Source organism: Microbacterium paraoxydans, from assembly GCF_020524545.1.
GTDB classification, from domain to species: Bacteria; Actinomycetota; Actinomycetes; order Actinomycetales; family Microbacteriaceae; genus Microbacterium; species Microbacterium paraoxydans_C.
On record NZ_JAIVLG010000001.1, the window covers coordinates 756,324 to 780,729 of the forward strand.

The window sequence follows — 24,406 nt, forward strand, 5'->3', positions numbered from 1 at the left end:
ATGAGCGCCGTCGCGACCGCAGCGCCGCTCCTGATCTACTTCTCGAGCGTGTCGGGTAACACCGCGCGGTTCATCGAGAAGCTCGGGCTCCCCGCCCGACGAATCCCCCTCCACCGACACGAAGAAGACCTCGTCATCGACGAGCCCTTCGTGCTGGTCACCCCCACCTACGGCGGGGGCGCGGGACGAGGCGTCGAGAAGGGCGCCGTTCCCAAGCAGGTGATTCGGTTCCTCAACGACGAGCGCAACCGGCGCCACCTCCGCGGTGTGATCTCCGCGGGCAACACCAACTTCGGCGATGCGTTCTGCCTCGCCGGTGACATCATCAGCCGCAAGTGCCACGTGCCTCACTTGTACCGGCTCGAGATCTTCGGCACACAAGACGATGTGGATCGCGTGAGCGACGGATTGGAACGACGGTGGCAGCTTCAGTGACCGAGACAGTGGCATTCAAGTCGAACCCCTCCTACGAGGGCCTCGACTATCACGCCCTCAACGCGATGCTCAACCTGTACGACGAGAACGGGAAGATCCAGTTCGACGCCGACAAGCGCGCCGCGCGGGAGTACTTCCTGCAGCACGTGAACCAGAACACGGTGTTCTTCCACTCGCTGAAGGAGCGTCTGGACTACCTCGTGGAGAAGGAGTACTACGAGGGCGCCGTCATCGAGAAGTACTCGATGGAGTTCATCCAGAAGCTCAACGATCTCGCCTACGGCAAGAAGTTCCGCTTCGAGACGTTCCTCGGCGCGTTCAAGTACTACACGAGCTACACGCTCAAGACGTTCGACGGCAAGCGGTACCTCGAGCGCTTCGAGGACCGTGTCGTGATGACCGCCCTCGGACTCGCGGACGGCGATGAGAAGCTCGCGGTCGCGCTCGTCGAGGAGATCATCTCCGGTCGCTTCCAGCCGGCCACCCCGACGTTCCTCAACGCGGGCAAGGCGCAGCGCGGTGAGCTCGTCAGCTGCTTCCTGCTGCGCATCGAGGACAACATGGAGTCCATCGCCCGCGGCATCAACTCCGCGCTGCAGCTGTCCAAGCGCGGTGGCGGTGTGGCACTGCTGCTGTCGAACATCCGTGAGTCGGGTGCGCCGATCAAGCAGATCGAGAACCAGTCGTCCGGCATCATCCCCGTGATGAAGCTGCTCGAAGACAGCTTCAGCTACGCCAACCAGCTCGGTGCCCGCCAGGGTGCGGGCGCGGTGTACCTCAACGCGCACCACCCCGACATCATGCGCTTCCTCGACACCAAGCGTGAGAACGCCGATGAGAAGATCCGCATCAAGACGCTGTCGCTGGGCGTCGTCGTCCCCGACATCACGTTCGAGCTCGCCAAGAACGACGAGGACATGTACCTGTTCTCGCCGTACGACGTCGAGAAGGTCTACGGCGTGCCCTTCGGAGACATCTCGGTCACCGAGAAGTACCGCGAGATGGTCGACGACCCGCGCATCAAGAAGACCAAGATCAACGCGCGCGAGTTCTTCCAGACCGTCGCCGAGATCCAGTTCGAGTCGGGCTACCCGTACGTCATGTTCGAGGACACGGTGAACAAGGCCAACCCGATCAAGGGCCGGATCAACATGTCCAACCTCTGCAGTGAGATCCTGCAGGTGAACACGCCGACCACGTACAACGACGACCTGTCGTACGACAACATCGGCAAGGACATCTCCTGCAACCTCGGCTCGATGAACATCGCGCTGTCGATGGATGCCGACGACCTCGGCCAGACCGTCGAGACGGCGATCCGCGCGCTCACCGCGGTCAGCGATCAGAGCCACATCGGTTCGGTGCGCTCGATCGAGGACGGCAACGACCGCTCTCACGCGATCGGTCTGGGCCAGATGAACCTGCACGGCTACCTCGCTCGCGAGCACGTGCACTACGGCTCGGAAGAGGGCATCGACTTCACGAACATCTACTTCTACACGGTGCTGTTCCACGCGCTGCGTGCGTCGAACAACCTCGCGATCGAGCGCGGCACGACGTTCGACGGTTTCGAGGACTCGAAGTACGCGTCGGGGGAGTTCTTCGACAAGTACATCGACCAGGCATGGGTCCCCGCGACCGAGAAGGTCAAGGAGCTCTTCGCCGGCAAGCACATCCCGACGCAGGACGACTGGGTCGAGCTGAAGGCGTCCATCCAGAAGCACGGCATCTACAACCAGAACCTGCAGGCGGTCCCGCCGACCGGGTCGATCTCGTACATCAACAACTCCACGTCGTCGATCCACCCGATCGCGTCGAAGATCGAGATCCGCAAGGAAGGCAAACTCGGCCGCGTCTACTACCCGGCGGCGTTCATGACGAACGACAACCTGGAGTACTACCAGGACGCGTACGAGATCGGTTACGAGAAGGTCATCGACACGTACGCCGCGGCCACCCAGCACGTCGACCAGGGTCTGTCGCTGACGCTGTTCTTCAAGGACACCGCCACGACGCGTGACATCAACAAGGCGCAGATCTACGCCTGGCGCAAGGGCATCAAGACGATCTACTACATCCGTCTGCGTCAGCTGGCGCTCGAGGGCACGGACATGGCCGAGTGCGTCTCGTGCATGCTCTGACCCGAGAACTGTCGACCCGAGAACACGGCTGAAACCCGAGAAACGACGAAGAACATGACCCCCGAAAGACTCAAGCTGGTCTCCAGCGTGCAGGCGATCAACTGGAACCGCATCCAGGACGACAAGGACCTCGAGGTCTGGAACCGTCTGGTGAACAACTTCTGGCTGCCGGAGAAGGTGCCGCTGTCGAACGACGTGCAGTCGTGGAACACACTCACCGCCGACGAGCAGCTGCTCACCATGCGGGTGTTCACCGGGCTCACGCTGCTCGACACGATCCAGGGCACGGTGGGCGCGGTGTCCCTCATCCCCGATGCGATCACCCCGCACGAAGAGGCTGTCTACACGAACATCGCGTTCATGGAGTCGGTGCACGCGAAGAGCTACTCCTCGATCTTCTCGACGCTCGCGTCGACGAAGGAGATCGATGAGGCGTTCCGCTGGTCCACGGAGAACCCGAACCTTCAGAAGAAGGCTCAGATCATCATGGACTACTACCAGGGCGATGATCCGCTCAAGCGCAAGGTGGCCTCCACCCTGCTGGAGTCGTTCCTGTTCTACTCGGGCTTCTATCTGCCGATCTACTGGTCGTCGAAGGCGAAACTGACCAACACGGCCGACCTGATCCGCCTCATCATCCGCGACGAGGCCGTGCACGGGTACTACATCGGCTACAAGTTCCAGCGGGGCCTCGAGACCGCCGACCAGGCGCGTCGTGATGAGCTGAAGGACTACACGTTCTCGCTCCTGTATGAGCTCTACGACAACGAGGTGCAGTACACGCAGGACCTCTACGACGGCGTCGGTCTCACCGAAGACGTCAAGAAGTTCCTGCACTACAACGCCAACAAGGCCCTGATGAACCTGGGCTACGAGGCCATGTTCCCCTCCAGCGTCACGAACGTGAACCCGGCGATCCTGTCGGCCCTGTCGCCGAACGCCGACGAGAACCACGACTTCTTCTCGGGGTCGGGCTCGTCGTACGTCATCGGCAAGGCCGAGGCCACGGAAGACGACGACTGGGACTTCTGAGTCCTGTCGGTCGGCGACTTCCTCCTCGGCGACCACGAAGCCCCCGGCCCGCAGCTCATCTCGAGCGGCTGGCCGGGGGCTCTTCGTCCGTCCGCCCGCATCTTTCTCGACGCGGGAGAGCCCCCTGGTTCACGGCCTCGACCCTAGACTCCTAGGGATGACCGAAGACGCCGCCGCTGACAGGAGCGTCCGCAGGACTGTGACCCGGAAGCTCACGCGCAACCCCCTCGTGTGGGGCGCTGCTCTTCTCATCGCCGCTGTCGGGTTCACGCTCGCGGGCGACGACCTCGGCTTCTTCCCGTTCCTGCTGATGCTGGTCGGTGGCTGGTGTTTCGGCGTCGCGTTCGTGAATGCGACGCTGGGCATGGTCCCGGCTCGCAACGGCGCGATACTGCACGCCGGTGTCGCGGTCGTCCTCGGCGCGGCGGTCGCCTTCGTGGCCGAGTTCGGGGGAGAGCTGCTCGAACCTCTGCCCGAGACGGTTCGCGAGGTCGCTCTGGTTCTCCAGCTCGCGGCGGTCCCGGCGGTCGCCTGGATCTGGCTCGGGCTCCTCAGCCGCGTCATCGCGCTCATCCCGCCCCGCGACACGGAGAAGCAGCCGAGGCGCATGACGCCGGGCTGGGAGCACGACGAGCGTGGTGGAGGGTCGCTCGTGCGCTTTCCGGCGATCCCGATCCGAATGAGGACGTTGACCGGGGCGATCGTCGCCATCGTCGTGGTCGGTGGACTCCTCGGGGGCGCACTGCTGATCGTGCTGGATGACATCGTGATGCGGATGGGGCCACGGATCGCGCTCGTCCTCCTGGGGCTCGTGCTCGGTCTGCCGGTGTATCTCCTGCTCCTGGCGATCCTGCGCCGCCGCACCGTTGCGTGCACGGTCGCCTTCGCGGACGACGAGGTGCGTGTGAGCGTCGACGACACGACGCACAGGATTCCCTGTGCTGCCATCGAGTTCCTACGTTGGCGGTGCCGCAGCGACTACGCGCGCATCGAAGTACGTGGCGGCGGGGTCGACCTGTCCCTGTTCGCCGGGCTCGCGGCACCGCCTCGCGGTCTCTCAGCGGAGCTCCCGGCACTCCCGCAGCGCGTCCACCGACGACTCGAGCGTGCCGGGCTCGCGGTCGAGACGGCGCGCCGGGACGAGGTCGTCACCTTCCGCCCACCGGCGTCGTCCGCCTCGCACGTGCGCGGACACTGAACGGATGTCGGAGGCACCTGCGATCATCTGGGGATGGATCACCTGCGACTCCGGCTCTGGTCGGAGAACGACCTCGATCTGCTGCACGCGGCGAACACTCCGGCGATGACGGGTCATCTGGGAGGCCCGGAGACCGAAGACCAGATCGTGGAGCGCCACGCCCGCTACCTCCGTCTGGTCGCGGCGGGCGAGGCACGGATGTTCGTGATCGAAGATGCCGGGGGCTCCGCACTCGGCTCGATCGGCCACTGGCGCATGCAGTGGCGGCAGGAGCCGGCGCTGGAGGCCGGATGGTTCGTCCTTCCCGAAGCGCAAGGACGCGGGGTGGCCTCCGACGCCCTGGCTCTCGTCGTCGACGACGCCTGTGCGCATCGAGAGGGCAGACGGTTCCTGACGGCGTTCCCCGAGGTCGGGAATGCCGCGTCGAACGGGGTCTGCCGCCGGAACGGCTTCGACCTGGTCGGCACGTTCACCGAGCAGTTCCGCGGAGCAGAGCTGACCGTGAACGCGTGGGCGCTCGACCTCACGACGTGAGCGGCATCAGCCCGCCGGGTACTCCTGTGCCTTGAGCGCCCTGGCGAGGTGGGCGGCGTTGCGCGCGGCCGTGCTGATCGCCGATGCGACCTTTTCCGGCGTCTCGTCGAGGTCCTTGTAGTCGGTCGTGTGCATGGCCTCGCCGTTCCAGTAGACGGAGCCCTGGGCGGGAATCGTGTAGCCCACGTCGTTCAGCGACTGGAAGAGGATCGCCGCGATGTGGTGGGCGCCGTCCTCATTTCCCACGATGCCGGCGACAGCGACCTTGTCGAACAGGGTCGGCCTACCGCGGGCATCGGTCTCGCCGAGCTCGGCATCCAGGCGCTCGAGCACGCGCTGAGCGACGCTCGAGTGCTGTCCCATCCAGGTCGGGGTGACGAGGACGAGGATGTCGGCGTCCAGGATGCGCCGTCGGATGCTCGGCCACTCGTCGTCTCCGCCCATGTCCTTCTCCACGCCGGGGCTCAGAGTGAGATCGACGGCGCGGACGAGGTCGCCGGTGACGCCGTGCGCGGCGAGTGCATCGAGCACCTGGGTCGCGAGGAGGTCGGAACTGGAGGCAGCGGGCGACGGCTTCAGGGTGCAGGAGACGGCGACCGCGGAGAGTGGAGTCTTCATGTTCCGAGCAGACCAGAATCGAGCGCGGGTGCACAGGGGCTTCCCGTGTCCGGGCTATCCTGGTAAACGGCACCGACGACAGGAGATCCCGTGATCCTCAGCTTCCTCTTCTTCATGATCCTCTTCATCGGAGGAATCCTGCTGATGGGTATCTCGTTCGGGCTGCCGGCATTCCAGGCGCTCGCGTTCTGCGGCGGCCTCCTGCTGGTGACCCTGGCCATGGCCTTCATGCTCCGTGAGCGCGGTTCCGCCACGCGTCGGTCGAACAACTGGTCGGGCAACCCCACCGAGTGACCCTCACCGCCGCGTGGCGAGTCTCGCCTCGAGATTCGCCCTGACGGCGGGCCATTCGGGCTCGATGATCGAGTACTCCACGCTGTCCCTGAGCGCTCCGTTGCGGTAGCGGCTCATCGCGCGCATCACGCCGTCCTGCTTGGCCCCGAGCCGCTCGATGGCAGCGCGGGACTGGAAGTTCACCCACTGCGTGGTCAATCCGACGCGGAACACCCCGAGTGACTCGAACGCGTGCTGGAGCAACAGCAGCTTCGACTCCGCATTCGTGCCGGTCCCGTGCACGGACGGTCGGTTCCACGTGTAGCCGATGTGCAGCCGTGGGACATCGGCGACGAGGTCGTAGTACGAGGTGAGTCCGAGAACGCGGCCTGCGGCGTCGAACGCGGTGAAGGGCACCATCTCGCCCGTGTCGACGAGTCTCATGCGTCGCTCGACCTCGGCGGCGACTCCGTCGGGCGCGGGGACCGAGGTGTACCAGGCCGTCTTCCACAGGTCGCCTTCCCGCACCGCTTCGATGAGGCCGTCGACGTGCGAGCGTGCGAGCGGACGAAGCTCGACGAGCTCGCCGGTGAGGGTGACGGGGACGGGAGGGGAGAGGAAGGCCATGACGACATTCAACCAGCGCGGGCGAGCGGGACGGCGCCTTCGCTCAGCAACCGTTGGAAGGCCGTCACGAGTTCGACGGTGACGCCGAGCTCGAATGCCAGGCTGGCGAGGTGGGGGCCGCGGACAGCCTCGGCGTCGGCATACGCCTCCACGGTTATGAGCTGGCGGGCCGCCCACTCATCGGCCCGACGCTCCTGCTGCGCGCGGACCGTGGGAGAAGAGGTGGGAAGGTGGCCGAGGTGCGCGTGCCCGAGTTCGTGCGCGAGGACGCTGCGCATCGTTCGGCTGCTCATCCCCGGAGCGAGCCGGATCGTCCGTGTCTCGGGGTCGAAGCCACCTCGGGTGCGCCCGGTGCGCTCGACGACCCGCAACCGACGCTCCTCGGCGAGACGGAGGAGGTGCTGCATGGTGCTCCTCCTCGTTCCGGTCCGTTCCGGCGCTCGAGGCCGGGTCAGTCGTAGAGGTCGTCCGAATCGGCGTCATGGTGGACGCGGGAATCGAAGGCGACTTCGCGGACATCTTCGCGTGGACCGGCGACATCGGGTGTACGGCGGAGTGGAGTGATGCGCGCGGTGGGCTCGCCGTCCGCCCGGAGCCGCTCCTCCGCGCGGGCGAGCAGTACGTGGGGGTCCACGCCGAGCGTGGCGCAGACGGAGTAGACGACTGGAACGGGGATCGCGCGCTTTCCGGTGACGTAGTTGTCGAGCGCGCTGCGTGCGATGCCGATCCCGCGAGCCATGGCGGCGATGCTGCTTCGGGAGGCGGCGATCTCCGCGCGCATCTGGCGGCCCACGGCTTCGTTGAACTCCTCTGCAGCTGTCTTCACCCGGCTCACGATAGCAGCGCTCCGAAGCCAGAATGCTGCCATTCTGGTTCACCCGGCGGCGTCGAGTGTCCGTGTGGAGCGGTAGCGTAGGCGTATGGGGACACATCTACGTCATTTGTTGGCATCCGAAGTCGAGAGAGCACGGCTGCATGCCGGAGTGACCATCGCCGACCTCTCGCAGCGCTCCGGCATCGGCCTGAGCGAACTGGCGGACCTCCTCGACGGGAAGAGGGACTTCACCGTGGTCGATCTGGCAGCCGTCGCCGAGGCGCTCGACGTGGCAGTGACGACGCTCCTGCCTGCGTCCGTCGCCGACGACGGCTGACGTCGGTCGTGCGGGGTAGCGTGGTCCCCATGAAGACCGTCGCATTCGGATCCGCCACCGCTCCCGCCGTCATCGCCGGCATGATGCGCATTCACGACAAGGACGATGCGCACGTCAGGACGCTGTACGCCACGGCGCGGGACGCGGGCATCGACTTCTTCGACCACGCCGACATCTACGGCGGGAGCATGCACCGGTGCGAGGCGCGATTCGCCGACGCCTTGCAGCTCAGTGCGTCCGAGCGCGATGAGATCGTGCTGCAGACCAAATGCGGCATCGTGCCTGCGCAGGGCATGTTCGACTTCTCCTACGAGCACATCGTGCGCCAGGTCGAGGGCTCGCTGGCGGCGCTGCGCACCGATCGTCTCGACGTGCTGCTGCTCCACCGTCCCGACATCCTGGTCGAGCCCGATGAGGTCGCCCGGGCGTTCGACGACCTCGAGGCCGCGGGCAAGGTGAAGGCGTTCGGCGTCTCGAACCACACGCCGAGACAGATCGATCTTCTCCGCACGGCAGTCCGGCAACCCCTGATCGCGAACCAGCTGCAGCTTTCGCTCACCCATGCGCCCCTTCTCGCGCAACCGGTGGCGGCGAACATGGCGGGCCATGAGCAGAGCGTCGAGCGCGACGGCGGAGGGCTCGTGGGGTACTGCCGGATCAACGGCATCACGATTCAGGCGTGGTCGCCTTTCCAGGACGGGTTCTCGCGCGGCGTCTTCCTCGGCAACCCCGAGTACCCCGAGCTGAACGCGGTGATCGACCGCCTGGCGGCTGCGCACGACGTGGCACCGATCGCGATAGCGACCGCCTGGATCACGCGCCACCCCGCCGGCATGCAGGTCGTTCTCGGGACCACGACGCCGCAGCGGGTGCAGCAGGCCGCGGCGGGTGCCGACATCGAGCTCACGCGGCCCGAGTGGTACGAACTGTTCCGTGCGGCCGGGCACCTGCTTCCGTAGTCGACCGGGCGCAGCGAGGCGAGCCGTCGCGTCGTCGTCTACCCTGAGTTCATGCCGTTCCTGTTCTCGCTTCTCATCATCGCCCTGATGATCGGCGCGCTGATCGACATCATCACTCGAGACAATTCTCTGGTGAAGCACCTGCCGAAGATGGTGTGGATCATCATCGTCATCCTGCTGCCACTCATCGGAAGCGCACTGTGGTTCGCGATCGGTCGCGAGTACGGCGACGCCGGCGTACAGATTCCCCGGATGCGGAGGGCGCAGCGGCCCTCACCGCAGACCGACGTGCGACCGGCCCCGCCGGTCGATCGGCGCACGACGGAGGAGCAGATCGCCGATCTCGACCGTGAGATCGAGGAATGGCGTCTTCGCCAAGAGATCGAGAAGCGCCGACGCGACGGCGACGCTCCGTCCGGCTCCGCAGGGCCGACCTCCTAGGCGGCGTGCGGGCGGTCGAACGACTCGCGGATCGCCTCCTCCAGCCGCGGATGACGGAACTCGAACCCGGCGGCGGTGAGCTTCTCGGGCAGCACCCAACGGCTCTTCAGGATCAGCTCGGTCTCGGTGCGGATGCCGATGGCTCCGAGCTCCAGCATCCACCGAGGCATCGGCGGGCCGATCCGGGCACCCAGCACGTCGCGCACGGTCGCCATGAACTCGACGTTGTCGACGGGATGCGGGGCGGCGGCGTTGACCGGTCCGTCGAGCGACGGCGTCTGCTCGAGGAAGTCGATGATCCGGGCGACGTCTTCGATGTGCACCCAGCTGAAGCGTTGCCGACCCCGACGTGCCCCCGGAAAGTGTGCCGTTCCTGCCGCTCGACGGGCGGCGCTCACCGGCCAGCGCCCGTCGTACTGCGGACCTCCGAGGCCGAGACGCGCCAGGGTCTTGAGGGGTTCGAGCACGCCGCCGTGACCGAGGACGATCGTGCTGCGCAGAGCGACCCGACGCGTGGCCGGCAGGTCGTCGGCGAACAACGCGTGCTCCCACGCCTTGGCGACCTCGACGGAGAATCCGGTGCCGATCTCGCCGGAGGACTCGGTCATCGGGCGGTCTTCGGCGTGCCGGTAGATCGTGGCGGTCGAGGAGTTCACCCAGAACGGGGGAGGCGTCGTCGCCCGCGCGATCGCGGTGCTCAACGAGGACGTGGTGTCGAGCCGCGAGCGGAAGATCTCCGCGCGGTTCTCGGTGGTGTAGCGGCAGTTGACGCTCTTGCCGGCGAGGCCGATCACCAGGGACGCGCCATCGACGGCGCGATCTATCTCGACCTGGTCGCCCCACCGGATGTCGGCGCCCGAGCGGGAGACCGTCACCACTTCGCGACCCGCGGCGCGGAGCCGTGGCGCGAGGTACGACCCCATGAACCCCGTGGACCCGCCGATGACCACTCGTCCCGTGCCGATGCGGTCCGTGCTCATGCGGTCTGCTCCTTCGTTGCGGCCGGTTCGATGCGATAGCGGAAACGGCCCCGATACTCGTACACGCGTCCGATGACGGGCAGGTGGACGGTGAGGGTCACGCACTGGCTGTCGCGAGCATCGTCGAAATGCTCCGTCAGCCGGATGGTCGGCGAGAGCGGGCGGGGGACGCGCAGCCGGAGCCGCCCGAGACGCACACCGACGGCGTTGCTGGTGAGACGGAGGGCGCCGTCGTGCGTCTCGACGTCGAAACACGCAGCGAGGAGGCCGGGTTCTCCGAGCTCGTCGACGATGCGTCCGTGCCGCGTGAGGGCCGCGGCGTCGCGCATCACCCAGGGTCCTCGTGCGAGATCGAAGGTGCGCTCGCCGATGGCCCGTGAGGCCACCGTGCGGTTCTCCACGCGGAACGGCACATCGCGCTCCCAGGCGGCGGCGACCACGCCGCGTCCTTCGAGGAGCCGTAGCAGAGGCCAGAGCCAGCGTCGCGGTGTGCCGACCCGCTCGAAAACACCCTCGCCGACGCCGACCGCGCCCTCGGGTATCGCCGCGAAGTAGGTGCGCAGTCGGGGGTGCAGGTCGTCGATCCGCTCACCGAGTGCCCGAGCATACGGGGACTGCGGCACGAGCGTCACCCCTCGAGCCTAGCCCGCCGGCTGTGGTCAGCCCCGATGAACCGCGGCGACGCGGGCGTCGACGTTGGCCGGAGAGAGCACCTCCCTGGCGACCATGATCGCCGCCCCCAGGACCGCGGCGCGTTCGCCGGTGGGGGACTGGACGATGGCCAGGTGCTGGGTGGCGAGCGGGATCGAACGGCGGTAGACGACCTCGCGCACGCCGGCCAGCAGATGCTCGCCGGCTCGGGCGATGCTGCCGCCCAGGACCACGATGGACGGGTTGAGCAGGTTCACGACGGTCGCGAGCACCTCTCCGACGTCGCGACCAGCCTGACGCAAGGCCTCGATGGCGGCGGTGTTGCCGCTGCGCACGAGCTCGGTCACGTCACGGCTGGTCTCGGCGTCGATGCCCTGTGCGCGAAGCGATGCGGCGATCGCGCTGCCGCTGGCCAGATCCTCGAGGTCGCGCTCCTCATCGGCCGCGTGGGTCGACTCGGACGAATGCGGCACCCGCACATGGCCCATGTCGCCGGCCGAGCCCTGTGCGCCGCGCTGCAGGCGCCCTCCGGCGATGATGCCCGCTCCGATGCCCGTGGCGACCTTCACGAAGATGAGATCGGTGGTGTCGGGGAAGCTCGTGATCTGCTCCCCGAGGGCGAGCACGTTCACGTCGTTGTCGACGAGGACCGGCACATCGAAGCTCTGCTGTACGTAGCCGGGGATGTCGAAGCGGTCCCAGCCCGGCATGATGGGCGGATTGTAGGGGCGCCCCGTGGAGTGCTCGACGGGCCCGGGCACTCCGATGCCGACGCCCACGAGCGCCTCGGCGGGAGCCTCGACGCCCCCGAGGAGCGTGCGTGCCTCGGCCAGCATGCGATCGAGCACAGGCTCGGGACCGCTCGCGATGTCGAGCGGATGGGTCGTCGAGGCGAGGATGCGGCCGCCGAGATCGGCGAGAGCGACCGTGGCGTGGGAAGCGCCGAGGTCGACGGCGAGCACGAGGCCGGCGCGCGGATTGAAGGCGACGCGCGACGGCGGACGCCCCCCGGTGGACGCGGCTTCCCCAGCGGGTACGAGCAGCCCCGCGGAGAGCAAGGCGTCTACGCGGGTCGAGACGGTGGATCGCGCAAGCCCGGTCAGGTGCACGAGATCGGCCTTGGTACGCGCCTGACCGTCCAGGAGGAGCTGGAAAATGTCGCCGGCACCGTTCGAAGCGCTGGGGAAGATGCGTTCCGCGTCACTCATAGGGGTCAGTAAATCACAGGGTTTCCCTCAAGAGCGCATAGGCATCTGACGATTGTGAAAACTCTTTTGACGAAGAACTAGCAAAAGTATGGCGACCTGTGTCAGAATCATCGACATGACAACGGACGTCACCACAACCGGCGTCGGGGCGATCCGATCCGGATTCCTCGGCGGGGGCTTCATGGCCCAGGTCCACAGCAGAGCGGCTCGAGCCGCCGGCGCGGCCACTGCGGTCCTCGCCAGTTCCTCGATCGCGCGGGCTCGCGCTGCCGCCGAGGATCTCGGTATCGAGCGGGCGGCCGACGGTCTCGCCGATCTCCTGGCAGCGGATGTCGACGTCGTGCACGTGTGCACTCCCAACGCGACCCACGCAGAGCTCGCACTCGCCGTGATCGACGCCGGTCGCCACGTGATCTGCGAGAAGCCGCTCGCCACGAACGTCGACGACGCCCGAGCGCTCGCCGCCGCCGCCTCCGAGCGAGCCGTCGTCGCCGCCGTGCCCTTCGTCTACCGGTACCACCCGATGGTGCGCGAGGCCCGCGCCCGCGTCGCCGCCGGAGAGATCGGCGAGCTGATCACGGTCGACTGCGGCTACCTGCAGGACTGGATGCTGTTGCCGGGCGACGACGACTGGAGGGTGACCTCGGCCGACGGAGGACCCTCCCGTGCCTTCGCGGACATCGGCTCCCACCTGTGCGACCTGCTCGAGTTCGTGGCGGGCGAGCGGATCGTGCGCCTCACCGCCAGAACCCGGCGAGTGTACGCCGAGCGCGCAGGCCGGGCCGTCACCAATGAGGATGCCGTCTCCATCCTCGTCGAGATGACATCCGGTGCCATCGGCACCCTGCTGATCTCGCAGATGGCGGCGGGACGCAAGAACTCGCTCACACTCGAGCTCCACGGCGCGCAGGCCAGCATCCGGTTCGACCAGGAGCGGCCGGAGGAGCTGTGGATCGGCGAGCGCGCGGGCAGCCGTCACCTCTTCCGCGATCCGCTCACGGCGCACCCCGGCGTCGCGCGATTCTCGAGCGTCCCCGCCGGACATGCGCAGGGCTATCAGGACGCGTTCAACGGATTCGTCGCCGACGTCTACGCGGCCGTACGCGGGGAGCAGCCGGATGGACTGCCCACGTTCGCCGACGGCGTGCGCGCCGCGCAGCTCACCGAGGCCGTGCTCGTCGCGGCCGCGGAGCAACGATGGGTGGACACTCCCCTCTGAGCCTTGCCCGGGCGCATCGCCGCACCCACTTCCTGATTCGACGCAGACAGAAGGAACGAGAAATCCAATGACGGACAACTACGATCTCGTGATCGTCGGCACCGGCCCCAACGGCGCGATCATCGCCAATCAGGTGCATCAGCAGGCACCGGAGGCGACGATCCTCGTCGTCGAGGCGGGCCGTGAGATCACCGGCGTCCCCGGAGAGCACCTGGTCGAGGCAGACGAGAGCGCCATGAACGCCTCGTACGACGACCTCATGCGCCGCGCACGGCAGATCGAGTATGTGAAGGACGCGGTCTCGATGAGTGAGATCGACGGTGACGGGTGGGACCCGGAGTCGTCCGGAGTCTTCCCGGCCGCCTTCTTCGGGCACAACTTCGCTGCCTTCCCCGGCGCCTCGGTCGCCTGGAACATCGGCGGCATGGGCGTGCACTGGACCGCGGCGACACCGTGGCCCTACGCCGAGGAGATCCCCGCCATCGTCCCGCGTGCGGAATGGGACGCCGACCTGGAGACGGCGCGCGGACTCCTGCGCACCTACGTGGGCCCCCTCGTCGCGGGCGTCGACAACCCCTTCGAGAAGCCCCTCTTCGCCGCGCTGCGGGAGGCGGTTCCCAGCCCCGATCCCGCGCGCGAATTCGGCTACATGCCGATGGGGGGAGTTCCGCGCGTCGGGCAGCCCTTCGCCCGCACCGGTCCGCGTGACATCGCCCCGTTCGTGTTCGACGGCAGCGAGCCCGGTGTGACGCTCGTGAGCGGCGTGCTGGTGCACCGCCTCGAGCACGAGGACGGCAGGGTGACCGGGCTCGCCCTGCGGGACCTCGTCACCGGCGAGGAGAGCAGCGTGCGTGGCACGCAGGTGCTGATCGCGGGAGACGCCCTGCGCACACCGCAGTTGCTGTGGGCCTCCGGTATCCGCCCCGCAGCCCTCGGCTGCTACCTCAACGAGCACGCGACGATCGACGGCGAGGTCGACATCGACGCCGCGCGCTTCGGTCTCACGGACGCCGACATCATCGAGGCGCCGGTGGGTGAACCGTTCATCGGCTCGTTCTGGAGCCCGTCGATCGGTGCCGCCCGCCCCGCGCACGGCCAGCTCATGGAGCGGGTGTTCGAAGGGCGCCACAAGCTCAGCGTCGGCTGGTACTGCGCGACCGAGATCCGTGCGGAGAACCGCATCGAGTTCTCGGATGAGCTGACGGACGCCCTCGGGATGCCGCACATGACCGTGCACTTCTCGTACTCCGACGCCGATCTGGAGGAGATCCGCCGTACCCAGGAGGTGCAGCGGACCGCCGCCGCCGTCATCGGGGACTTCCCGACCGAGGAGCGCGAGATCCAGCCGCCGGGAGCGTCGCTGCACTACACCGGCACCGTCCGGATGGGCGCGGCGGACGACGGCACCAGCGTCGTCGACACCGACGGCCGCGTCTGGGGCTTCGACAACCTGTACCTCGCCGGCAACGGCGTGATCCCGACCGCGTTGACCTGCAACTCGACGCTCACCGGAGCCACGCTCTCGGTGCGCATCGCCCGCGCGGTCGCCGCCTCCCTCTGACCCTGCAGTACCCCTACCCACCAAGGAGATGATCGCGTTGCACACTCACACCACTTCGCGACGCCGGGCGACGATGCTCGGACTCGCGCTGGTCACGTCCGGCGCCCTGCTGCTGACCGGCTGCGGCCGCGGCGACGACAGCGGCGGCGGAAACGCCGGCGAGTCCGTGACGATCGACGACAAGCCGGCCACCGGAACCCTCGAGATCTGGACGCAGGGCGCCGACGGCGCCGAATTGCCCCAGATGTTCGACGAGTTCAAGAAGGACAACCCGGACGTCGAGATCAACATGACGCAGATCCCGGAAGCGGAGTTCGCCTCGAAGATGACCGCGGCGATCACCGCGGGAACCGTCCCCGACCTGATCTACTCCTTCACCGAGACCCAGTCCTCGCTGATCGCGACCGGCGGGTTCGACCCGGTGCCGGACGGACTCGTCGACCCCGACGACTTCTTCGAGGTCATCTGGGACAACTCGGTCTACGACGACGTGGCCTACGGTGTGCCGTGGTACGCGTATTCGGACATGGTCATCTACCGCACCGATCTCGCCGATGCCGCGGGGGCGCAGGCCCCGGGCGATTGGGATGAGCTGCGGACGTTCGCCGAGAAGCTCAAGTCCTCGGGCGTCGAGTATCCGCTGGCACTGTATGCGGCCTACGACGCGTACACGGCCCGCCAGCTGCTGACCTTCGCCAAGCAGAACGGGGGAGGGTTCATCTCCGACGATCTGTCGGAGTGGACGATCAACTCGCCGGAGAACGTGGAGGCGCTCGAGTTCTGGGCCAGCTTCATGGCCGACGGCCTCGCCTCGCCCGACGGTCCTGCGTTCCTCGACACCGTCTCCTGGTCCACGACCGGCAAGAACGCGGCGATCATCGACGGCGGCCCGTGGTTCGTCGGCTGGTTCGACGACGCCAACGGCGAGGGCTGGGCGGACGAGCACCTCTCGCTGGCGCCCATGCCGGTCGGCCCCGACGGCGACGCCGCGACGACGGTCGGCGGCGGCAGCTGGTTCGTGCCCACCGACTCCGAGAACAAGGACGCGGCGTGGAAGTTCGCCCGGTTCATGTCCGAGCCGGACAGCCAGGTCAAGTGGTTCGAGATCTTCAAGAACATGCCGGCGGTCAAGTCGGCCTGGGAGGATCCCTCTCTCGCCGGCAACCGTCTGCTCGAGACCGTCGAAGCGGGCCTGGAGACCGGCGTGAACCTGCCGAAGGTCTCGACCTGGACCCAGGTGGGCACCGTGATCGGCGAGCAGATGGAGAAGGTCGTCCGCGGCGGCGTCTCCGCGCAGGACGCGCTCGACGCGGCCCAGGCCCAGGCCGAAGCCATCGGGATGGGCGACTGAGCGCATCATGACCTCCACTGCGACCCGCACCATGGTCACCTCGGGGGCGTCCTCGCGACGCCCCCGGGCGACCGGTCCTCGAGGGATCAGGAAGGTGCACGAGGGATCGCGGGCCGAAGCCGCAACCGCGTGGCTGTTCCTCACCCCGTTCCTCGCGATCTTCCTGCTCTTCACGGGCGTTCCGGCCGTGCTCGCCATCGGCGCCAGCATGACCGACATCAGCGCTCGCGACATCCGCGACCCGTTCAACGTCAACTTCACCGGCGTGCAGGGCTTCATCGAGATCATCAACAACCCGGGGTTCCAGAGCGCGTTCGGAAACACGGTGATGTTCGTCGTGATCTGCGTGCCGCTCAGCATGGCACTGGGCCTCGCCCTGGCGCTCATGCTCAACAACGGTATCCGGCGGCTGCGCAACTTCTTCCGCGCAGCGGCCTACGTGCCGGTCATCACCAACATCGTCGCGGCGGCTGTCATCTGGCAGTACGCCTTCTCGATCACCGGCCCGGTGAACTCGACGCTCGGCGAACTCGGTCTGCCGGAGCCGAACTGGCTCGGCGAGCCGGGATGGGCCGTCACCACGGTCGTGATGATGGGTGTCTGGCGCACCACCGGCACGTGCATGATCCTCTTCCTCGCCGGTCTGCAGGCCGTGCCGGAGGAGATCTACGAGGCGGCATCGACCGATGGCGCCGGAGCGTGGCGGCGCCTCTGGTCGATCACGCTGCCGCTCTTGCGCCCCACCACTCTTCTCGTGACGGTGCTGCAGACGGTGTCGTTCCTCAACATCTTCGAGGAGCCCTACCTGCTCACCAAGGGCGGTCCGCTCGGCTCCACCAAATCGATCGCCGTCTGGGTGTACGAGCAGTTCGGCTTCGGCAACGTGTCGGCCTCGATGGCCGGTTCCGTGCTGCTGCTGCTGCTCGTCGGCGTGGTCGCGATCGTCCAGTTCAGAATCCTGAGGCCGAAACATTGAAGACTCCGTCTCCGACGCGCCAGGCGCTGAACTACACAGTGCTCGCCGTCATCACCGTGTTCATGCTGCTGCCCTTCGTCTGGGTGTTCTTCGGATCGTTCAAGACGCAGGCCGAGTTCTTGGGCAACCCCGGGGCCTGGTTCCCGGAGTCCTTCCAGATCCAGAACTACATCCAGTTGTTCGCCGACCGCGGGTTCGGCACGTACATGCTCAACAGCATCGTGGTCTCCGGCGTCGCGATCGTCGGCAACGTGCTCTTCAGCGCGATGGCCGGCTACGCGCTGGCGAAGCTGCGCTTCCGCGGCCGCGGAGTGGTGTTCCCGCTGGTGATCGCCTCGATGATCGTGCCCTACGTCGCGCTGTTCGTGCCGCAGTTCGTCATCGTCGTGCAGATGGGCCTGGTCAACTCCCTGATCGCGATCATCCTGCCGGTGCTCGTGCTTCCCCTCTGCGTGTTCATCATGCGCCAGTTCGCGCACGGCGTGCCCTACGAGCTGATGGAGGCCGCGCGTCTGGACGGTGCGGGGGAGGGGAGGATCTTCCTCCGGGTCTTCCTGCCGCTGACGGGCCCGGGGCTGGCGACGGTCGCGATCCTGTCCTTCCTCACCTCCTGGAACAACTTCCTGTGGCCGCTCGTGGTGGCCCAGTCCCAGGACACGTACACGGCGCCTGTGGGCTTGTCCGTGGCCTCGCAGGCCTCCAACACGATCTCCTTCGGGCTGCTCTTGGCCGGAGCCATGGTCGTGCTGCTGCCGATCCTCATCCTCTTCCTCTTCCTGCAGAAGTACTTCATCCAGGGCGTCGCCGCCACCGGACTGAAGTGACCCGCACCCTGAAAGGACCCATCGCATGGCCGTGAAGGACCTGAAGTTCGCCCTCAACGCGATCCAGTGGATCAACGTCAAGGAGGACCCCGCCGATCTGGACAGCGCGAGCCTGTGGAGGTTCGCCGATCCCGCGTTCGTCTCCGAATACCCTGAGGTGCTCCGCGCGATCAGGGAGGCGGGCTTCGACGCGACGATGATGGAGGTGCTCGATACGCAGACGCTGCAGAACTACGCGTCGATGGTGGCGGAATCCGGGCTGGCCCTCGCGCCGGGCTACGTGCAGGTCCCTCTCGCGAGCGACCACGGTGGCCGGCTCGAGCGCGGCACGTTCGAGCGCATCCACTGGTTCGATGGTGTTCGTCGTAAGGCGGAGGAGTCCGCGTACTTCGGACTGTCCACGATCTTCCTCGCCGCCGAGGTTGATCAGGACGCCATCCGCTGGCAGCAGCCCGCCGTCGGCGCGGACTTCTCCCAGGACCGACTCGACGAACTCACCGATCTGATCGATGAGGCCGTCGACGTGCTGAACGCGGAGGGGGTCAAGCCCGGGCTGCACAACCACGTCGGCACCTGGATCGAGACGCAGCACGAGTACGAGCACGTGCTCAACTCGATCGACGCCTCGCGCCTCGGCGCCTCCTTCGACATCGGCCACCTCGAGTGGGCCGGAATCAGCGCGAGGGAGGCCCTCACGACCTGGGCCGATCGTGTGCAGGACCTTCACCTGAAGGACCTCGACCTCGACCTCGCGCGTCGCAGCAGGGAGGAAAGGCTCACATACGAACGCGCCACCGATCTCGGGCTCTACCTGGAGCCGGGACTCGGGCAGATCGACCTGCGCGGCACGCTCGATGCCCTCCCCGACGGCTGGGACGGCTGGGTCATCATCGAGGTCGACCGCGCGAGCATGGACCCCGTCGAAAGCGCGCTCCACACGGCGCGCTGGGTCGCCGAGATCCGGGCCTGACCATGGCCCTCACGCGCGAGCACTTCTCGCTCAACACACTCCAGTGGATCACCGTGTCGCTCGGCGACTCCACGGGGGAGCCAGGCAGCGTCGGCTGGGAGTTCGACCGCCCCCGGTTCCTGGCCAGGCAACCGGTCGTCCTCGGGGAGGTGCGCGACGCCGGGTTCTCCTCGGTGATGCTCGAGGTGCTGCCGACGCAGACGCTGCAGGCCTATTCCCGGGTCGTCGCCGACGCCGGGCTCCGAGTCACTCCCGGTTACGTGCACATCGGACTGCCCGAAGAGTTCGGGCGCGACCTCTCCGGCGACGACGAGGCGCGTTTCCGCTGGTTCGACGGCATCCGCCGTCGTGCCGAGGAGACCCTCCATCTGGGGCTCGACAGAGTCTTCCTGGCTGCGGACATGGCTCCGGGGCGTCCGCGCATCGACGAGGCGGCCGCCGTGGGGCACGCCTTCGACGCCGCCCGGCTCGACCGTGTGACCGACATCATCGGGGAGGCCGCCCAGGTGCTCCATGCCGAAGGCGTCACGGCCGCGCTGCACAACCACGTCGGCACCTGGATCGAGACCGAGGCCGAATACGATCACGTGCTCGACGCCGTCTCGCCCTCGCTCCTCGCCGCGGGGCCCGACCTCGGGCATCTCGCCTGGACGGGAGTCGACGTGGTCGCCTGGGTGGCGGCGCACGCCGATCGCATCTCCGACCTGCACGTCAAGGACATGGATCTCGACCTCGCGAAGGCCGCCCGGCAGACGCGAACACCCTATTTCGACGTCATGGCGCAGCGCTTCTTCCTGGAGCCGGGGCTGGGTCACGTACCGATCCGTGAGGCACTCGCCGAGCTGCCAGACGACTTCGAGGGTACCGTTCTCATCGAGGTCGACAAACCGAGCATGGATCCGTTCGAGAGCGCCAAGGCCAGCTGGGCGTGGATCGCGGAGAACTACCCGAGCGGCGCAACGGAGGCACACGCATGAGCACGCATCCCGTCACCCTGTTCACCGGTCAGTGGGCCGATCTGCCCTTCGAGGAGGTCGCCCGGCTCGCTGCGGAGTGGGGATACGACGGCCTGGAGGTGGCGGCGTCGGGCGACCACCTCGACCTGCGACGCGCGGACGAAGACGACGCCTACGCGGCGTCGAGGCTCGAGATCCTGGAACGTCACGGGCTGGGTCTCTTCGCGATCTCGAATCACCTCGCCGGTCAGGCCGTCTGCGACGCGCCGATCGACTTCAGGCACGAGGCGATCCTGCGCGAGTACGTGTGGGGAGACGGCCAGGAGGAAGGCGTGCGGCAGCGCGCGGCGGAGGACATGAAGCGTGCGGCTCGGGTCGCTCGCAAGCTCGGCGTCGACACCGTGGTCGGCTTCACGGGCTCGCCGATCTGGCAGTATGTGGCGATGTTCCCGCCCGTCCCGGCGTCGGTGATCGACGCCGGATTCCAGGACTTCGCCAATCGGTGGAACCCGATCCTCGACGTGTTCGACGCGGAAGGCGTGCGCTTCGCCCATGAGGTGCACCCGGGCGAGATCGCCTACGACTACTGGTCGAGCGTGCGCGCACTCGAGGCGATCGGACACCGAGAGGCCTTCGGTTTCAACTGGGACCCCTCGCACATGATGTGGCAGAACATCGATCCGGTGGGGTTCATCGTCGACTTCGCCGACCGCATCTACCACGTCGACTGCAAGGACACGCGGATGCGTCCGCGCAACGGTCGCGCCGGTGTGCTCGGTTCGCACCTTCCCTGGGGGGATCCTCGCCGCGGGTGGGACTTCGTCTCCACGGGACACGGGGATGTGCCGTGGGAGGACTCGTTCCGCGCGCTGGATGCAATCGGCTACGACGGCCCGATCTCGATCGAGTGGGAGGACGCGGGCATGGATCGCCTGCACGGGGCGCCGCAGGCCCTCGCGTATGTGCGATCGCTGCTGTGGCCGACGCCCGACGCCTCCTTCGACGCCGCCTTCACCAACCAGTAGGCGCGGGTGTTCTGGCGACCGTTGCGCGCGCGATTCACCCGGTCAGCGCTGACGCGGTCGTTCGATGCCCTGCGTGTGCAGGAGTATCGACGATGGAGCATCGCGCAGCTGCTCTCCGGGGCTGGCGGTGCGGCCTCGCAGATCGCGATCGCCTGGCTCGTCGTGCAGCTGGGCGGAGACGGTCTCGCGCTCGGCGCGGTGACCTCCAGCATGATGCTCCCGACGCTGCTGCTCGGTCCCTTCATCGGCGTGCTGGTGGACCGTCACACCCGTCGCGCCGTGCTGCTCGTGACGGCAGGGGTGCAGATGGCGATCGCCGCCGTGCTCGCGGCGCTGGCCCTCGGCGGCGCTCTCGAGCTGTGGATGCTGATGGCGCTCTCGCTCGCCCACGGGATCGCGTTCGCGGCGGACAACCCGGCCCGTCAGCTGCTGGTGCTCGATCTGGTCGGCCGCGACCGGGTGACCAGCGCGGTCGGCATGAACGAGGTGATCATCAACGGCGCGCGCGTGATCGGACCCGCGATCGCGGGCGCGCTGCTGCTGGTGACGGATGCGGGCTGGTGCTTCGTGGTGAACGTGGTGCTGTTCGTCCCTTCGATCTTCGTGCTCCTCGCCTTGCCGAGCCGCATGCCGGCCCCCGAGGCCGGCGTCGGTCCGCTCCCGCGGGGGGAGCAGCGTGCGACTTCGGCCGTGGCGCCCCCGGCGGCGACGACGGGCGCGTGGAGGTTCGCCACGGGCACGCCCGCGATCCGCGCGACGCTTCTCCTCGCGGTGTGCGCGGCAGCGAGCTACAACATCGCCGTCGTGGTGCCCCTGCTGGTGGTGGACGTGTTCCACGGTGACGGTGCGACCTACGGTGCGCTTGCCGTGGCCTTCGGTCTGGGCGCCCTTCCCGGCGCGTTCTTCTCGGCCACCGGACCGATCACACCGCGGAGTACGGAGGTGCGGACGATGGCGGTGGCCATGGCCGTCGCCGTGCTGCTGTCGGCGGCCGCCCCGTCACTGCCCTTGTTGTTCATCGGCCTGGCCGCTGTCGGCATGATCGTGATGTGGTTCATCGCCAGGGCCAACGCCTTCGTGATGCTGTCGACGCCGAGCGCGGTGCGCGGGCGGGTGATGGGCATCTGGGCCATGGCCCTGCCCGGGTCGACCGTCGTGACGGGGCTGCTGGTCGGCGGGCTCGCGGAGGTAGGCGATCCGCGGATCGCCTACGCCGTCGTCGGGGCGGTCACGGTGCTCGCCGTCGCGGCTTCCTGGCGGGCGCTGCGGTCCGCGCCCTGAGTGCCCTGATCGCTTCGACCGCCCGTCGGCTCACGGCTCGCGGAGGCGGACCAATCGCTCATGGCCGGTCTCCTCGAGCTCGGTGATGTCGTCGCGTGACTTCAGGAAGTCGGAGAACGAGCGGTAGCCGAGAGCCTTCTCGCTGAAGGACGGATCCATGCGGCGCATGTGCGTCTTGACCGCGGAGCTGTGCAGCCATTCGTCGGCGTCGGCCTTGTCGTGGCCGAGGCGCAGCGCGCGCTCCAACAGCTGGGTGGCGACCTCCTGGTCGTCGATCTTCTCCTCGACGCTGCTCTCCTCCGCCTTGGCGGTGGGCTTGGCCTTCGCACGCTTCGGCGCGCTCTTCGGCTTCGTCGCGGTCTCTGCTGCGGGCGCCGCCGCTTCGACGGGAGGCGCTGAAACGGGTGCGGTGACGGCCTTGACGGGGCGCACGACGCCGGGCAGCGAGTCGTAGGACTCGAACTCGTCACACGCCGCGGCGAGCGACTTCGCGGTCGAGCCCGACACACCGACCCCGATGACGTAGCGACCGAGTCGTTTGCAGCGCTGGGCGAGCGGCACGTAGTCGCTGTCGCCGGCCACGATCACGACGTGCGTGAGGTCGGGGAGCCGGAACATGTCCTCGACCGCGTCCACCGCGAGCCGGATGTCGGCACCGTTCTTGGCGTAGGCCGCGGCGGGGAACAGCTGGACGAGGTCGACCGCGCGGGCCACGAGCTGCGAGCGGTACTCGGCGTTCACGGGCGAGGACCAATCGGCGTACGCGCGGGTCAACACCAGTGTTCCGAAGGATGCGGCGTAGTCGATGATCGCGCCGACCTCGATCATCGCGCGGCCGAGGCGGTCGACCACCTCCGGATCGTTCGGGTTCTCGGTGATCCGCTGCCGGTCTTTGCCGTAGGCGTTGCGCCCGTGCACCCGGTCGTACCAGGAGATGACGATGTTGTCGAAGTCGAGATAGACGGCGACGCGGGCATCGGTGGCCTCGGCCATGATCAGACTCCGCTCTCGCGGGGGTAGACGACGCCCAGCTGGGCCCTGATCTCGTCGAGCACGCCCATGATCGCGACGGTGTCGGCGATCGGCAGGATGTCGCCCTCGAGATGGCCCTCGGTCACCAGACGTTCGGCGGCCAGCGCCTCGAACTGCATCCCGCGCGGACCGTCGGAGGACGGGCGGCCGTCGAACTCCTCGATCACCGCGCCCTGCGGATCGATCACACGCAGGATGGACGGCGACCACCAGAAGCGCTCGATCTCGACGCGGGCCGCAGTGCCGACCACGTGGGCCGTGTTGGGACCGGCCCCGCGCGACGACGACAGGGTGGTGGAGACCGCTCCGCCCTCGTGCGTCATGACCGTCGCGACCTCGGCATCCGCTCCCGTCTCGATGAGGCGGCCGACCGCGCGCACCGACGTCGGGGCCCCGAGCACGTCCCAGACGAAGGAGATCGGGTAGATGCCGAGGTCGAGCAGGGCGCCGCCGCCGAGCTCCAGGGCGTTGAGCCTGTGGGCCGGGTCGGAGGGCAACAGCTGCGTGTGGTCGGCGCTCACCGCACGGATCTCACCCAGCGCGCCCTCGGCGATCAGCTCGCGCAGACGCACCATGTGCGGCAGGTACCGCGTCCACATGGCTTCCATGACCAGCAACCCGCGCTCCGCAGCCAGGGCCCGCAGATCTTCGGCCTCGGCACGGTTCAGCGTGAACGCCTTCTCGACCAGCACGTGCTTGCCGTTCTCGAGGGCGAGCCGAGCGTTCTCATGGTGCATCGGGTGCGGCGTCGACACGTAGATGATGTCGACGTCGGGGTCGGCGACGAGAGCGTCGTAGGAGGGGTGGGCGTGGGGGATGTCGAAGCGCGCGGCGAAAGCATCCGCCGACTCCTGCGAACGGGAGCCGACGGCCACGAGGTCGAGCCCCGCGGTTCGCAGATCGGACGCGAATGCGCCGGCGATACCGCCGGTCGCGAGGATTCCCCACCGAAGACCTGTCATG

27 protein-coding genes are annotated in these 24,406 nt (G+C 67.7%); 18 read left to right on the top strand and 9 right to left on the bottom strand.

Translation table 11 applies throughout. The features are described from left to right. From nrdI to LC041_RS03775, 5 genes are all read left to right on the top strand, one after another. Positions 1-435 (top strand): class Ib ribonucleoside-diphosphate reductase assembly flavoprotein NrdI, encoded by a 435-nt coding sequence (gene nrdI / locus LC041_RS03755; protein WP_226531607.1) that lies wholly within the window; start codon positions 1-3, stop codon positions 433-435. Continuing rightward, a complete protein-coding gene (gene nrdE / locus LC041_RS03760) occupies positions 432-2,576 on the top strand; it encodes a class 1b ribonucleoside-diphosphate reductase subunit alpha (RefSeq protein ID WP_226531608.1) in 2,145 nt (714 codons plus the stop codon). The genes nrdI and nrdE overlap by 4 nt, the downstream gene beginning before the upstream one ends. Before the next feature lie 54 nt (positions 2,577-2,630). Further along, positions 2,631-3,608 (top strand): class 1b ribonucleoside-diphosphate reductase subunit beta, encoded by a 978-nt coding sequence (nrdF, locus tag LC041_RS03765; RefSeq protein WP_226531609.1) that lies wholly within the window; start codon positions 2,631-2,633, stop codon positions 3,606-3,608. A gap of 157 nt (positions 3,609-3,765) precedes the next feature. Next, positions 3,766-4,806 (top strand): hypothetical protein, encoded by a 1,041-nt coding sequence (locus tag LC041_RS03770; RefSeq protein WP_226531610.1) that lies wholly within the window; start codon positions 3,766-3,768, stop codon positions 4,804-4,806. 33 nt (positions 4,807-4,839) lie between these two features. After that, on the top strand, positions 4,840-5,340 hold the full coding sequence (locus tag LC041_RS03775; RefSeq protein WP_226531611.1) for a GNAT family N-acetyltransferase: 501 nt from the start codon (positions 4,840-4,842) through the stop codon (positions 5,338-5,340). Between the two features lie 6 nt (positions 5,341-5,346). Here the strand turns inward: LC041_RS03775 and LC041_RS03780 are convergent, their stop codons facing one another. Then, complete coding sequence (locus LC041_RS03780) at positions 5,347-5,958, bottom strand: flavodoxin family protein (protein WP_226531612.1); 612 nt, start codon at positions 5,956-5,958, stop codon at positions 5,347-5,349. A 90-nt stretch (positions 5,959-6,048) separates the two neighbouring features. On the opposite strand from LC041_RS03780, the gene LC041_RS03785 reads away from it, so the two are divergent. Further along, positions 6,049-6,252: a hypothetical protein gene (locus LC041_RS03785; protein WP_226531613.1), complete on the top strand. Its 204-nt coding sequence runs from the start codon at positions 6,049-6,051 to the stop codon at positions 6,250-6,252. Between the two features lie 3 nt (positions 6,253-6,255). Here LC041_RS03785 and LC041_RS03790 read toward each other — a convergent pair whose 3' ends face one another. The 3 genes from LC041_RS03790 to LC041_RS03800 are packed head-to-tail and all read right to left on the bottom strand — an operon-like array spanning position 6,256 to position 7,684. Further along, entirely contained in the window at positions 6,256-6,858 is a 603-nt protein-coding gene (locus LC041_RS03790; RefSeq protein WP_226531614.1) for a GNAT family N-acetyltransferase, read from the bottom strand. A gap of 8 nt (positions 6,859-6,866) precedes the next feature. Continuing rightward, positions 6,867-7,265 carry an ImmA/IrrE family metallo-endopeptidase gene (locus tag LC041_RS03795; RefSeq protein ID WP_226531615.1) on the bottom strand — a complete coding sequence of 133 codons (399 nt, stop codon included), beginning with the start codon at positions 7,263-7,265 and terminating at the stop codon, positions 6,867-6,869. 44 nt (positions 7,266-7,309) lie between these two features. Beyond that, a complete protein-coding gene (locus LC041_RS03800) occupies positions 7,310-7,684 on the bottom strand; it encodes a helix-turn-helix domain-containing protein (protein WP_226531616.1) in 375 nt (124 codons plus the stop codon). Positions 7,685-7,778: 94 nt separating this feature from the next. Between LC041_RS03800 and LC041_RS03805 the strand changes: the two genes are divergently transcribed. Genes LC041_RS03805 through LC041_RS03815 form a run of 3 tightly spaced genes read left to right on the top strand, consistent with a single transcriptional unit; the run spans position 7,779 to position 9,409 of the window. Next, positions 7,779-8,009, top strand: coding sequence for a helix-turn-helix domain-containing protein (locus LC041_RS03805; protein WP_226531617.1), 231 nt, complete (start codon positions 7,779-7,781; stop codon positions 8,007-8,009). 29 nt (positions 8,010-8,038) lie between these two features. Continuing rightward, positions 8,039-8,968, top strand: coding sequence for an aldo/keto reductase (locus LC041_RS03810; RefSeq protein ID WP_226531618.1), 930 nt, complete (start codon positions 8,039-8,041; stop codon positions 8,966-8,968). A 51-nt stretch (positions 8,969-9,019) separates the two neighbouring features. Further along, a complete protein-coding gene (locus tag LC041_RS03815; protein ID WP_226531619.1) occupies positions 9,020-9,409 on the top strand; it encodes a PLDc N-terminal domain-containing protein in 390 nt (129 codons plus the stop codon). Here the strand turns inward: LC041_RS03815 and LC041_RS03820 are convergent. From LC041_RS03820 to LC041_RS03830, 3 genes are read right to left on the bottom strand one after another with little or no spacing between them, the layout of a single operon-like run. After that, a complete protein-coding gene (locus LC041_RS03820; RefSeq protein WP_226531620.1) occupies positions 9,406-10,389 on the bottom strand; it encodes an epimerase in 984 nt (327 codons plus the stop codon). The genes LC041_RS03815 and LC041_RS03820 overlap by 4 nt on opposite strands. Next, complete coding sequence (locus tag LC041_RS03825; protein WP_226531621.1) at positions 10,386-11,021, bottom strand: DUF4166 domain-containing protein; 636 nt, start codon at positions 11,019-11,021, stop codon at positions 10,386-10,388. Before LC041_RS03825 ends, LC041_RS03820 begins: the two co-directional genes overlap by 4 nt. Positions 11,022-11,048: 27 nt before the next feature. Further along, complete coding sequence (locus LC041_RS03830; RefSeq protein ID WP_226531622.1) at positions 11,049-12,248, bottom strand: ROK family transcriptional regulator; 1,200 nt, start codon at positions 12,246-12,248, stop codon at positions 11,049-11,051. A gap of 115 nt (positions 12,249-12,363) precedes the next feature. On the opposite strand from LC041_RS03830, the gene LC041_RS03835 reads away from it, so the two are divergent. The 9 genes from LC041_RS03835 to LC041_RS03875 all read left to right on the top strand — a co-directional run bounded on the left by LC041_RS03835 (position 12,364) and on the right by LC041_RS03875 (position 22,411). Continuing rightward, the gene (locus LC041_RS03835; protein ID WP_226531623.1) at positions 12,364-13,467 is read left to right on the top strand and encodes a Gfo/Idh/MocA family protein; all 1,104 of its coding nucleotides are present in this window, start codon (positions 12,364-12,366) and stop codon (positions 13,465-13,467) included. A gap of 67 nt (positions 13,468-13,534) precedes the next feature. Beyond that, complete coding sequence (locus LC041_RS03840; protein ID WP_226531624.1) at positions 13,535-15,028, top strand: GMC oxidoreductase; 1,494 nt, start codon at positions 13,535-13,537, stop codon at positions 15,026-15,028. 37 nt (positions 15,029-15,065) lie between these two features. Beyond that, a complete protein-coding gene (locus LC041_RS03845; protein WP_226531625.1) occupies positions 15,066-16,379 on the top strand; it encodes a sugar ABC transporter substrate-binding protein in 1,314 nt (437 codons plus the stop codon). Between the two features lie 7 nt (positions 16,380-16,386). Then, the gene (locus LC041_RS03850) at positions 16,387-17,355 is read left to right on the top strand and encodes a carbohydrate ABC transporter permease (protein ID WP_226531626.1); all 969 of its coding nucleotides are present in this window, start codon (positions 16,387-16,389) and stop codon (positions 17,353-17,355) included. Then, entirely contained in the window at positions 17,352-18,179 is an 828-nt protein-coding gene (locus tag LC041_RS03855) for a carbohydrate ABC transporter permease (RefSeq protein WP_226531627.1), read from the top strand. Before LC041_RS03850 ends, LC041_RS03855 begins: the two co-directional genes overlap by 4 nt. Positions 18,180-18,204: 25 nt before the next feature. Further along, positions 18,205-19,149 carry a sugar phosphate isomerase/epimerase family protein gene (locus LC041_RS03860; RefSeq protein WP_226531628.1) on the top strand — a complete coding sequence of 315 codons (945 nt, stop codon included), beginning with the start codon at positions 18,205-18,207 and terminating at the stop codon, positions 19,147-19,149. 2 nt (positions 19,150-19,151) lie between these two features. Continuing rightward, positions 19,152-20,126, top strand: a complete 975-nt coding sequence (locus LC041_RS03865; RefSeq protein ID WP_226531629.1) for a sugar phosphate isomerase/epimerase family protein — start codon at positions 19,152-19,154, stop codon at positions 20,124-20,126. After that, positions 20,123-21,130, top strand: a complete 1,008-nt coding sequence (locus tag LC041_RS03870) for a sugar phosphate isomerase/epimerase family protein (protein ID WP_226531630.1) — start codon at positions 20,123-20,125, stop codon at positions 21,128-21,130. The genes LC041_RS03865 and LC041_RS03870 overlap by 4 nt, the downstream gene beginning before the upstream one ends. Before the next feature lie 6 nt (positions 21,131-21,136). Beyond that, positions 21,137-22,411 (top strand): MFS transporter, encoded by a 1,275-nt coding sequence (locus LC041_RS03875; protein ID WP_226531631.1) that lies wholly within the window; start codon positions 21,137-21,139, stop codon positions 22,409-22,411. Positions 22,412-22,441: 30 nt separating this feature from the next. Here the strand turns inward: LC041_RS03875 and LC041_RS03880 are convergent, their stop codons facing one another. After that, complete coding sequence (locus LC041_RS03880; RefSeq protein ID WP_226531632.1) at positions 22,442-23,404, bottom strand: NYN domain-containing protein; 963 nt, start codon at positions 23,402-23,404, stop codon at positions 22,442-22,444. Positions 23,405-23,406: 2 nt separating this feature from the next. Next, on the bottom strand, positions 23,407-24,405 hold the full coding sequence (locus LC041_RS03885) for a Gfo/Idh/MocA family protein (RefSeq protein WP_226531633.1): 999 nt from the start codon (positions 24,403-24,405) through the stop codon (positions 23,407-23,409). Between the last annotated feature and the right edge of the window lies 1 nt (position 24,406).

What these genes read in the sequence shown, in the direction of transcription:
- LC041_RS03780 (WP_226531612.1), bottom strand. Translation starts at nt 5,958, where the DNA reads ATGAAGACTCCACTCTCCGCGGTCGCCGTCTCCTGCACCCTGAAGCCG.
- LC041_RS03880 (WP_226531632.1), bottom strand. Translation starts at nt 23,404, where the DNA reads ATGGCCGAGGCCACCGATGCCCGCGTCGCCGTCTATCTCGACTTCGAC.
- LC041_RS03885 (WP_226531633.1), bottom strand. Translation starts at nt 24,405, where the DNA reads ATGACAGGTCTTCGGTGGGGAATCCTCGCGACCGGCGGTATCGCCGGC.
- LC041_RS03870 (WP_226531630.1), top strand. Translation starts at nt 20,123, where the DNA reads ATGAGCACGCATCCCGTCACCCTGTTCACCGGTCAGTGGGCCGATCTG.
- nrdF (WP_226531609.1), top strand. Translation starts at nt 2,631, where the DNA reads ATGACCCCCGAAAGACTCAAGCTGGTCTCCAGCGTGCAGGCGATCAAC.
- LC041_RS03860 (WP_226531628.1), top strand. Translation starts at nt 18,205, where the DNA reads ATGGCCGTGAAGGACCTGAAGTTCGCCCTCAACGCGATCCAGTGGATC.
- LC041_RS03865 (WP_226531629.1), top strand. Translation starts at nt 19,152, where the DNA reads ATGGCCCTCACGCGCGAGCACTTCTCGCTCAACACACTCCAGTGGATC.
- LC041_RS03820 (WP_226531620.1), bottom strand. Translation starts at nt 10,389, where the DNA reads ATGAGCACGGACCGCATCGGCACGGGACGAGTGGTCATCGGCGGGTCC.
- LC041_RS03790 (WP_226531614.1), bottom strand. Translation starts at nt 6,858, where the DNA reads ATGGCCTTCCTCTCCCCTCCCGTCCCCGTCACCCTCACCGGCGAGCTC.
- LC041_RS03850 (WP_226531626.1), top strand. Translation starts at nt 16,387, where the DNA reads ATGACCTCCACTGCGACCCGCACCATGGTCACCTCGGGGGCGTCCTCG.
- nrdI (WP_226531607.1), top strand. Translation starts at nt 1, where the DNA reads ATGAGCGCCGTCGCGACCGCAGCGCCGCTCCTGATCTACTTCTCGAGC.
- LC041_RS03815 (WP_226531619.1), top strand. Translation starts at nt 9,020, where the DNA reads ATGCCGTTCCTGTTCTCGCTTCTCATCATCGCCCTGATGATCGGCGCG.
- LC041_RS03775 (WP_226531611.1), top strand. Translation starts at nt 4,840, where the DNA reads ATGGATCACCTGCGACTCCGGCTCTGGTCGGAGAACGACCTCGATCTG.
- LC041_RS03770 (WP_226531610.1), top strand. Translation starts at nt 3,766, where the DNA reads ATGACCGAAGACGCCGCCGCTGACAGGAGCGTCCGCAGGACTGTGACC.
- LC041_RS03840 (WP_226531624.1), top strand. Translation starts at nt 13,535, where the DNA reads ATGACGGACAACTACGATCTCGTGATCGTCGGCACCGGCCCCAACGGC.
- LC041_RS03795 (WP_226531615.1), bottom strand. Translation starts at nt 7,265, where the DNA reads ATGCAGCACCTCCTCCGTCTCGCCGAGGAGCGTCGGTTGCGGGTCGTC.
- LC041_RS03835 (WP_226531623.1), top strand. Translation starts at nt 12,364, where the DNA reads ATGACAACGGACGTCACCACAACCGGCGTCGGGGCGATCCGATCCGGA.
- LC041_RS03810 (WP_226531618.1), top strand. Translation starts at nt 8,039, where the DNA reads ATGAAGACCGTCGCATTCGGATCCGCCACCGCTCCCGCCGTCATCGCC.
- LC041_RS03805 (WP_226531617.1), top strand. Translation starts at nt 7,779, where the DNA reads ATGGGGACACATCTACGTCATTTGTTGGCATCCGAAGTCGAGAGAGCA.
- LC041_RS03830 (WP_226531622.1), bottom strand. Translation starts at nt 12,248, where the DNA reads ATGAGTGACGCGGAACGCATCTTCCCCAGCGCTTCGAACGGTGCCGGC.